Below are 8,458 nucleotides of genomic sequence, written 5' to 3'. Positions count from 1 at the left end.
GGCGTCGGCGGGTAAGACGCTGGTCGAGCTGTTCGGTCTCGCGCGCGAGCTGAACATCGACGCCGAGGGCATCGACATGGGCCCGTCCCCGACGGACGCCGCGCTCGCCGCCGATCTGGCGCTGCCGATCGAGGAGCTCGAGCTCACCGTTCGGTCGTACAACTGCCTCAAGCGTGAGGGCATCCACTCCGTGGGTGAGCTGGTCGCGCGCTCCGAGGCGGACCTGCTCGACATCCGCAACTTCGGTGCGAAGTCGATCGACGAGGTCAAGGCGAAGCTGGCGGGCATGGGCCTGGCGCTCAAGGACTCGCCTCCCGGGTTCGACCCGACCGCCGCGGCCGACGCGTTCGGTGCGGACGACGACGCCGACGCCGGTTTCGTGGAGACCGAGCAGTACTAGTCGCTCCGCGAGACGGCCGGATTCTGGCTGCGGGGCCGTTGTGGCTGGTCGCGCAGTTCCCCGCGCCCCTCACGGGGCGCGGATCCTCCGGGACGCCTTGAAAAGGGCGCCCCGGATCTCTGACAGGCGACCGCCTGCTCAGATACTGACCTCGGTACCTGATACGGCCGGGGCAGACACCTAGGAGAAACACCATGCCGAAGCCCACCAAGGGTGCCCGTCTGGGCGGCAGCGCCGCGCACGAGAAGCTGCTCCTCGCGAACCTCGCGAAGTCGCTCTTCGAGCACGGCCGGATCACCACCACCGAGGCGAAGGCCCGTCGTCTGCGGCCCTACGCCGAGCGTCTGGTCACCAAGGCGAAGAAGGGCGACCTTCACAACCGCCGCCAGGTGCTCCAGGTCATCACGGACAAGAGCGTCGTGCACACGCTCTTCACCGAGATCGGCCCGCGGTACGAGAACCGTCCGGGTGGCTACACCCGGATCACCAAGATCGGTAACCGTCGTGGCGACAACGCGCCCATGGCTGTCATCGAGCTGGTCGAGGCGCTGACCGTCGCGCAGCAGGCGACGGGCGAGGCCGAGGCCGCGACGAAGCGTGCCGCCAAGGACGCGGAGGCGCCGGCCGCTGAGGCCAAGGTGGACACCACCAAGGCTGACGACGCCGCCGATGAGGCTGCCGAGGAGTCGAAGGACGCGTAAGCGTTCTGCGGGGGCTGCGTTCTCGGCTGCGGGTTCGTCGTGGTTGTTCGCGCAGTTCCCCGCGCCCCTAGGAAGACGGGGCGCGTCTGAGTGGGTCCGTTCCTGTTACGGGAGCGGGCCCGCTTTTTTGTACCTGAGAGGATCCAGGGGTGAGTGACGAAGTACAGCCCGGTCATGTCCGTGTTCGGCTCGATCTGTCGTACGACGGCAGTGAGTTCTCCGGGTGGGCCAAGCAGGCCGGGGGGCGGCGGACCGTGCAGGGGGAGATCGAGGACGCGCTGCGGACCGTGACGCGGTCGCGGGAGACCTTCGAGCTGACCGTGGCCGGGCGGACCGACGCCGGGGTGCACGCGCGGGGGCAGGTGGCGCACGTGGATCTGCCGGAGGCGGTCTGGCGCGAGCACCACGAGAAGCTGCTGAAGCGGCTCGCGGGGCGGCTGTCGAGGGATGTGCGGGTGTGGGCGCTCAGGGAGGCGCCCAGTGGCTTCAACGCGCGGTTCTCGGCGATCTGGCGGCGGTACGCCTATCGGGTCACCGACAACCCCGGTGGTGTGGACCCGTTGCTGCGGGGTCATGTGCTGTGGCACGACTGGCCGCTCGACGTGGACGCCATGAACGAGGCGGCCCGGGCGCTGCTGGGGGAGCACGACTTCGCCGCGTACTGCAAGCGGCGGGAGGGGGCGACCACCATCCGTACGCTGCAGGAGCTGAGCCTGGTGCGCGGGGACGACGGGATCATCACCGCCACCGTGCGGGCCGACGCGTTCTGCCACAACATGGTGCGCTCGCTGATCGGGGCCCTGCTGTTCGTGGGGGACGGCCACCGGGGGACCGACTGGCCCGGGAAGGTGCTGGCCGCCGGGGTACGGGACTCCGCCGTGCATGTCGTACGGCCGCACGGGCTGACCCTGGAGGAGGTCGGGTACCCGGCGGACGAGCTGCTGGCCGCGCGGAGCAGGGAGGCGCGGAACCGGCGGAGTCTGCCGGGGGTGCCCGGGGGCGGCTGCTGCTGACCCCGGGCGGCGGGGGACTGGGGACCCGGGTTACTGGCCGTTGGCCGCGGCGGCGGCCTGGGTCTCGCCGCGGCGGCGGATCTGTCCGTACGTGGACGTACTGAGGTCGTCGCCGGCGGTGAAGACGGTCTTGTCCTTCTCCGTCACGTCCCGGCCGTCGGTGAAGCCGGAGAGGGTGAAGTAGGTGTAGCGGCCGTAGGAGTTGGCGGTCGTCCGGCACACCGTCGTACGGCAGAAGACGGGGACGCCCTCACCGGAGAGGGAGACGATGGTGCTCACCTTGTCCCAGTCCTCCTTGACCTTGGTCGCCTGGGCCTCGGTGTCGAACAGGGCGACGCCGATGGTGGTCGCGACCTTGTCCCGGGAGTAGGTCACGCGCATGAAGCGGGTGCAGTCGTTGCTGGTGAGGAGCTTGTCGAGGGTGCCCTGGACGGCCGAGGCGCAGTCCTTCGTCGAGGCCGTGGCGCCCTTGCGGTAGACGACACCCTCGCGCTTGGTCAGCTGGGAGCCCGGGAAGAGGATGTCCGGGCTGATCGGCGCCTTGTCCTTGCCCGAGCTGGAGATGAAGTCCTTCGGGTTCAGCGGGGGCGGGGCCGAGGTCGGCGCGAACGACGGGTCCGTCTTGGCGCTGGCGCTCGGGATGCCCGCCGTGGCCGGCAGGTCGTTCGGGCCGTTCGCCGTGGTGGAGCCGTTGTCGGTGTTGACGACGGCCACCGCCACGGCGACGCCTATGCCGACCGTGGCGAGGGCGCCGCCGACGATCAGCAGGAGTCTGCGGCGCCTGTTGCGTGTTTCGGACTGCTCGGCGAGTGACGCCCAGTCCGGGGTCTGGTTACTGGAGGAACTCCACTGATTGTCCCACGGATCGCGGGAACCCCCGGGGCTCCACTGAGACCCCCCCTGCCCAAAGCTCATGGGGCGCAGTTTAGACGGGCGAGGGGAGGCCGTTGTCAGTTCCAGGTCACGCCCTGATACCGGGTTACCCCTCGGTACCGGGGCCGTTTTGACCCGTCCGGGGCCGCCCCGGTACGCTTGCCGATTGTTATGCGTATTGGCTTGGTCGCTCTCAGGCGAGAAGCCGTGCGTAGGTTCCCTGGAGCAGTTACCAGTGGGCGGCATACGGGCAGCGTTCCCGGCACTGTCGTCCCCAGCTGCACGATCGCTTCAGTGATGCCATGTGTCACCACCCATCCACTGAAGAAGAAGGCTGCGAAGTGCGTACGTACAGCCCCAAGCCCGGCGATGTGACTCGCCAGTGGCACGTCATCGACGCACAGGACATCGTCCTGGGTCGTCTGGCTACCACTGCCGCGAACCTCCTCCGTGGCAAGCACAAGCCGACCTATGCCCCTCACATGGACATGGGCGACTTCGTCATCATCATCAACGCCGACAAGGTTCACCTGTCCGGCAACAAGAAGACCCAGAAGCTGGCGTACCGCCACTCCGGCTACCCGGGTGGTCTGCGCTCCGTCCGTTACGACGAGCTGCTGGCGAAGAACCCCGAGAAGGCCGTCGAGAAGGCCATCAAGGGCATGATCCCCAAGAACACCCTGGGCCGTCAGATGCTCTCGAAGCTGAAGGTCTACTCGGGCGACCAGCACCCCCACGCTGCCCAGCAGCCGGTGCCGTTCGAGATCACCCAGGTCGCGCAGTAGTTCCGGCCACACCCCCAAACAGAAAAGATCTGAGGAGAATCGTGGCCGAGACCACTGCCGAGCAGCCGCTCGAAGAGCTTGACATCGACAGCTACACCACGGAGTCGGACGTCCCCGTCGAGGGCGAGTACACCTCCGAGTCCACGGCCTCCCGCTTCGGCGACCCGCAGCCGGCCGCCGGCCTGGGCCGTCGCAAGAACGCCATCGCCCGCGTCCGGATCGTCCCGGGCACCGGCAAGTGGAAGATCAACGGTCGCACCCTTGAGGACTACTTCCCCAACAAGGTGCACCAGCAGGAAGTCAACGAGCCCTTCAAGGTGCTGGAGCTCGAGGGCCGTTACGACGTCATCGCCCGCATCTCCGGTGGCGGTGTCTCCGGTCAGGCCGGTGCGCTCCGTCTCGGTGTCGCCCGCGCGCTGAACGAGGCCGACGTCGACAACAACCGTGGCGCCCTCAAGAAGGCCGGCTTCCTCCGCCGCGACGACCGTGCGGTCGAGCGCAAGAAGGCCGGTCTGAAGAAGGCCCGCAAGGCTCCGCAGTACAGCAAGCGCTAATCGCGCTCGCGCCGCTGGGCGCGATTCGCGTGCGTCGCGCATTGCGCGTATCGCCCCGGTGGCACGTATCCGTGCCACCGGGGCGGTTTGCTTAGCAGGGCTTTTTCGTTCATCGCAGGCTTATACACAGACTGTCGGTACAACCCCGAAAGGGGGAGGACAGTCTCAGGGGATGTACTTGGTCAGGGGAATGCCGGGACACTCGTGACCATCAGTACGAGCCGCACATTCTGAGCAATTCGGAGGACACCACAGTGGGACGACTCTTCGGCACGGACGGCGTGCGCGGTGTCGCCAACGCGGATCTGACGGCCGAGCTCGCGCTCGGACTCTCCGTCGCGGCGGCACACGTACTCGCCGAGGCGGGAACGTTCGAGGGCCACAAGCCGGTGGCGGTGGTCGGGCGGGATCCGCGAGCGTCCGGGGAGTTCCTGGAGGCGGCCGTCGTGGCCGGCCTCGCCAGCGCGGGCGTCGACGTGCTGCGCGTCGGTGTGCTGCCGACCCCCGCGGTCGCGTTCCTCACCGGCGAGCTGGGCGCCGACCTCGGCGTGATGCTCTCCGCCAGCCACAACGCCATGCCGGACAACGGCGTCAAGTTCTTCGCCCGCGGCGGTCACAAGCTCGCCGACGAGCTGGAGGACAGGATCGAGGGCGTCTACGAGGAACACCGCACCGGGGCCCCCTGGGAGCGGCCCACGGGTGCGGGCGTCGGGCGCGTCCGGTCCTACGACGACGGCTTCGGGCAGTACGTCGAGCATCTGCTCTCCGCCCTCCCCAACCGGCTCGACGGACTCAAGATCGTCCTCGACGAGGCGCACGGCGCCGCCGCCGGGGTCTCGCCGGAGGTGTTCACCCGCGCCGGCGCCGAGATCGTCACGATCGGGGCCGAGCCGGACGGGCTCAACATCAACGACGGGTGCGGGTCGACGCACCTTGGGCCGCTGAAGGCCGCAGTCCTGGAGCACGGGGCGCACCTCGGCATCGCGCACGACGGGGACGCGGACCGGTGCCTCGCGGTGGACCACGAGGGCAACGAGGTCGACGGGGACCAGATCCTCGCGGTGCTCGCGCTGGCGATGCGGGAGCGCTCCGCGCTGCGGGCCGACACGGTCGTGGCGACGGTGATGTCCAACCTCGGGTTCAAGCTGGCGCTGGAGCGGGAGGGGCTGCGCCTCGTCCAGACGGGGGTCGGGGACCGGTACGTGCTGGAGGAGATGAAGGAGCACGGGTACGCGCTCGGGGGCGAGCAGTCCGGGCACGTGATCATCTCCGACCACGCGACGACGGGTGACGGCACGCTGACGGGGCTGCTGCTGGCGGCGCGGGTCGCGCAGACCGGCCGTACGCTGCAGGAGCTGGCCGGAGTCATGGAGCGGTTGCCGCAGGTGCTCATCAACGTGCCGGACGTGGATCGGTCGCGGGTGTCCACGTCCACGGAGCTGGCGGCGGCGGTCGCCGAGGCCGAGGGTGAACTCGGGTCCACGGGGCGGGTGTTGTTGCGGCCGTCCGGGACCGAGCCGTTGGTTCGGGTGATGGTGGAGGCCGCGGACATCGAGCAGGCGCGTTCGGTTGCGGGGCGGCTTGCTGACGCGGTGAAGTCCGCGCTCGGGTAGGTCTGGGGGGCTGTGCGTTCCGGGTAGGGGCGTGGGGTTCTGTGTGTTGCGGGGCGCGGGTGATTCGTGGCTTGTCGCGCAGTTCCCCGCGCCCCTTTTCTGTGTGCCCCTGGTTATGAGGTGCTGCGTTGCCTTGACCACAGCCACTTCTGGAGGAGCAGGGTGAGGGTGCCCGCCAGGATGATGCCCAGCAGGTTCAGGAGCAGTTGCTCCGTGGAGCCCACCGTCTGCTTGGTGTCGCCGTAGGCCAGGGCCACTGCCGCGTTCGCCGCCGCCGGGACCGTGGTGACCGAGATGGCGACGCCCACCAGGGCTCCCGACTTGGCTGAGGTCAGGGAGAGGGTGCCCGCGATGCCCGCGAGGACCGCCACGATGAAGGAGAAGGCGTCGGGGGCGTAGACGAAGGCGGTGTTGGGGCGGTCGGCCTCCAGCTTCGCCTCGGTGAAGTAGCCGAGCGCGTCCATGAAGAGGCTGAAGGCGACCGTCGCCGCCATGGCCACCGCGAAGCCCACGAGCAGGGCCACCAGGGAGCGCAGGGCGAGGCGCGGATGGCGTTGGACGATGGACGTGCTGATGCCGGCCAGGGGACCGAACTCCGGGCCGACCGCCATCGCGCCGACGATCAGGATCGCGTTGTCGAGGACCACGCCGCAGGCCGCGATCATCGTGGCGAGGGTGATGAAGGCGACGTAGGTGATGGAGAGCGTCGACTCCTCGTGGGTCGCGTCCGTCAGGTGCTCCCAGAGGACCGCGTCGGCGCCCTCGCCGGGCGCGTCCTTCTCGGCCTTGTCGGCACGCTGGGAGAGCGACAGGTCGATGTTCTCGACAGCGATGGAGCCGGTGCGGTCGAGGTCCAACGCCCTTAGCTCGCCGATCAGTTCGTCGCCCGCCTCACGTGCCACGTCGCACATGACGACGTCTCCGGCGGGGTCGCGGGCGGCACCCGGCATGACGACGAGGTGGGTCGTCCCGACCGTCCTCTCGATCAGGTGCACCACCTCGTCGGTCTTGCCCGGCGGGGTGATCAGGCGCAGATGCAGCATGCCCGCAGGGTAGCCGGGACAGGTGAAGGCGCTACAGCTTGCGCAGGCTGAGGCGGCGGACCTTGTGGTCGGCGCCCTTGCGGATGATGAGGGTGGCGCGGCCCCGGGTGGGGGCGATGTTCTCGATGAGGTTGGGCTTGTTGATGGTGCGCCAGAGCGTGCGGGCGTAGTCGAGGGCGTCGTCCTCGGAGACCTGGGTGTACTTGCGGAAGTACGAGTCGGGGTTCTGGAACGCGGTCTGGCGGAGCTTCTTGAAGCGGTTGAGGTACCAGCGCTCGATGTCGTCGGCGCCGGCGTCGACGTACACGCTGAAGTCGAAGTAGTCGGCGAGACCGACGCGGGTGCGGCCGTCGCTGCCGGGGAGGGCGGGCTGCAGGACGTTCAGGCCCTCGACGATGAGGATGTCGGGGCGGCGGACCGTCAGCTTCCGGTCGGGGACGATGTCGTAGATGAGGTGGGAGTAGACGGGGGCCGTCACCTCGTCCTTGCCTGCCTTGATGTCGGCGACGAAACGGGTCAGGGCCCGGCGGTCGTACGACTCGGGGAAGCCCTTGCGGGAGACCAGGCCGCGTTCCTGGAGGTCCTTCATGGGGAGCAGGAAGCCGTCGGTGGTGACCAGTTCGACGCGCGGGTGCTCGGGCCAGCGGGCCAGGAGGGCCTGGAGGAGGCGGGCGACGGTGGACTTGCCGACGGCCACGGAGCCGGCGACGCCTATGACGAACGGGGTGCCGGACTGGGAGCCCTGCTCGCCGAGGAAGGTGTTCAGGGCGCCGCGCAGGCCGTCGGTGGCGCCCACGTAGAGGTTGAGGAGCCGGGACAGCGGCAGATAGATGTCCCGGACCTCGTCGAGGTCGATGACATCGCCCAGACCGCGCAGCTTCTCGACCTCCTCGGCGTTCAGCGGGAGCGGCGTCTTTTCGCGCAGCGCGCTCCACTCGGCACGGGTGAGGTCGACGTAGGGAGTCGCCTCCGGCCTGGGCCGGTGGGCGCTCCGCGGCAACGAGGAGACCGGTGAGATCACAGTCCATTGTTAACGGAGTTTGAACGGGGTGGCGGGGTGGGGGCCGGTGGGCTCCGTCACGCCGGGCGAAGAGGCACGGTAGGGGGTTCTCCCTTCGCTGTGCGTGAACTGCGGCGAAGGTATGGACCTGGGGTGTGGGGAGGACTAGCGTCCGGGCGGTCGGGAGGGAGCCGCCTCCCGGTCGACCAGGGGGAAATGGGGGATGGGGATGGCTTTTGGCGTGCGTCTGCGGTTACGGGACGCCGTTCGACGGGGGTCTGCGCGCGGGGACGCGGAGCTCGCCGGACGGGTGTGCAGCGAACTCTCGGCGGACCTGCCGGACGAGGATCTGGGCGAGCACCTCGACGACGCGATCGACATGTACCGAATGGGCAGCAAGCCGCGGTGCGAGGAGGTCGAGTATCTGGGTCTGGTGCGGGAGGCCATCGACCGGATCGAGGAGGGGAGTTGAGCCA

General features: G+C 69.1%; 10 protein-coding genes. 7 read left to right on the top strand and 3 right to left on the bottom strand.

What is annotated here, in order from left to right; all coding sequences use genetic code 11:
- The 3 genes from PUR53_RS09975 to truA all read left to right on the top strand — a co-directional run.
- Positions 1 to 400: DNA-directed RNA polymerase subunit alpha C-terminal domain-containing protein (locus PUR53_RS09975; protein WP_329908034.1), on the top strand; the 400-nt coding region annotated here is incomplete at its 5' end.
- Between the two features lie 194 nt (positions 401 to 594).
- Positions 595 to 1,101 carry a 50S ribosomal protein L17 gene (gene rplQ, locus PUR53_RS09970; protein ID WP_329898563.1) on the top strand — a complete coding sequence of 169 codons (507 nt, stop codon included), beginning with the start codon at positions 595 to 597 and terminating at the stop codon, positions 1,099 to 1,101.
- Positions 1,102 to 1,250: 149 nt separating this feature from the next.
- Positions 1,251 to 2,114, top strand: a complete 864-nt coding sequence (gene truA / locus PUR53_RS09965) for a tRNA pseudouridine(38-40) synthase TruA (protein WP_329908032.1) — start codon at positions 1,251 to 1,253, stop codon at positions 2,112 to 2,114.
- Positions 2,115 to 2,144: 30 nt separating this feature from the next.
- Here truA and PUR53_RS09960 read toward each other — a convergent pair whose 3' ends face one another.
- Positions 2,145 to 3,029 (bottom strand): hypothetical protein, encoded by an 885-nt coding sequence (locus tag PUR53_RS09960; RefSeq protein ID WP_329898565.1) that lies wholly within the window; start codon positions 3,027 to 3,029, stop codon positions 2,145 to 2,147.
- A gap of 299 nt (positions 3,030 to 3,328) precedes the next feature.
- On the opposite strand from PUR53_RS09960, the gene rplM reads away from it, so the two are divergent.
- The 3 genes from rplM to glmM all read left to right on the top strand — a co-directional run bounded on the left by rplM (position 3,329) and on the right by glmM (position 5,939).
- On the top strand, positions 3,329 to 3,772 hold the full coding sequence (gene rplM / locus PUR53_RS09955) for a 50S ribosomal protein L13 (protein ID WP_045559465.1): 444 nt from the start codon (positions 3,329 to 3,331) through the stop codon (positions 3,770 to 3,772).
- Between the two features lie 41 nt (positions 3,773 to 3,813).
- The gene (rpsI, locus tag PUR53_RS09950) at positions 3,814 to 4,326 is read left to right on the top strand and encodes a 30S ribosomal protein S9 (RefSeq protein ID WP_329898566.1); all 513 of its coding nucleotides are present in this window, start codon (positions 3,814 to 3,816) and stop codon (positions 4,324 to 4,326) included.
- 254 nt (positions 4,327 to 4,580) lie between these two features.
- Positions 4,581 to 5,939, top strand: coding sequence for a phosphoglucosamine mutase (gene glmM, locus PUR53_RS09945; protein WP_329898567.1), 1,359 nt, complete (start codon positions 4,581 to 4,583; stop codon positions 5,937 to 5,939).
- A gap of 113 nt (positions 5,940 to 6,052) precedes the next feature.
- On the opposite strand, the gene PUR53_RS09940 is transcribed toward glmM, so the two are convergent.
- Together PUR53_RS09940 and coaA are read right to left on the bottom strand one after the other, a co-directional pair.
- Positions 6,053 to 6,982, bottom strand: coding sequence for a DUF389 domain-containing protein (locus PUR53_RS09940; RefSeq protein ID WP_329898568.1), 930 nt, complete (start codon positions 6,980 to 6,982; stop codon positions 6,053 to 6,055).
- Positions 6,983 to 7,013: 31 nt separating this feature from the next.
- Positions 7,014 to 8,003 carry a type I pantothenate kinase gene (gene coaA, locus PUR53_RS09935; RefSeq protein WP_239756743.1) on the bottom strand — a complete coding sequence of 330 codons (990 nt, stop codon included), beginning with the start codon at positions 8,001 to 8,003 and terminating at the stop codon, positions 7,014 to 7,016.
- A 289-nt stretch (positions 8,004 to 8,292) separates the two neighbouring features.
- Here coaA and PUR53_RS09930 point away from each other — a divergent pair, with 289 nt between their 5' ends.
- Positions 8,293 to 8,454: a hypothetical protein gene (locus PUR53_RS09930; RefSeq protein WP_329898569.1), complete on the top strand. Its 162-nt coding sequence runs from the start codon at positions 8,293 to 8,295 to the stop codon at positions 8,452 to 8,454.
- Positions 8,455 to 8,458 lie beyond the last annotated feature (4 nt).

Origin of the sequence: Streptomyces sp. SP18BB07 (genome assembly GCF_036322545.1) — a bacterium.
Taxonomy (GTDB): domain Bacteria; phylum Actinomycetota; class Actinomycetes; order Streptomycetales; family Streptomycetaceae; genus Streptomyces; species Streptomyces deccanensis.
This window is presented reverse-complemented; position numbering and strand designations above follow the sequence as displayed.

Excerpts from the sequence above, each read along its gene's own strand:
- rplQ (WP_329898563.1), top strand. The coding sequence starts at position 595 with ATGCCGAAGCCCACCAAGGGTGCCCGTCTGGGCGGCAGCGCCGCGCAC.
- PUR53_RS09960 (WP_329898565.1), bottom strand. The coding sequence starts at position 3,029 with ATGAGCTTTGGGCAGGGGGGGTCTCAGTGGAGCCCCGGGGGTTCCCGC.
- PUR53_RS09940 (WP_329898568.1), bottom strand. The coding sequence starts at position 6,982 with ATGCTGCATCTGCGCCTGATCACCCCGCCGGGCAAGACCGACGAGGTG.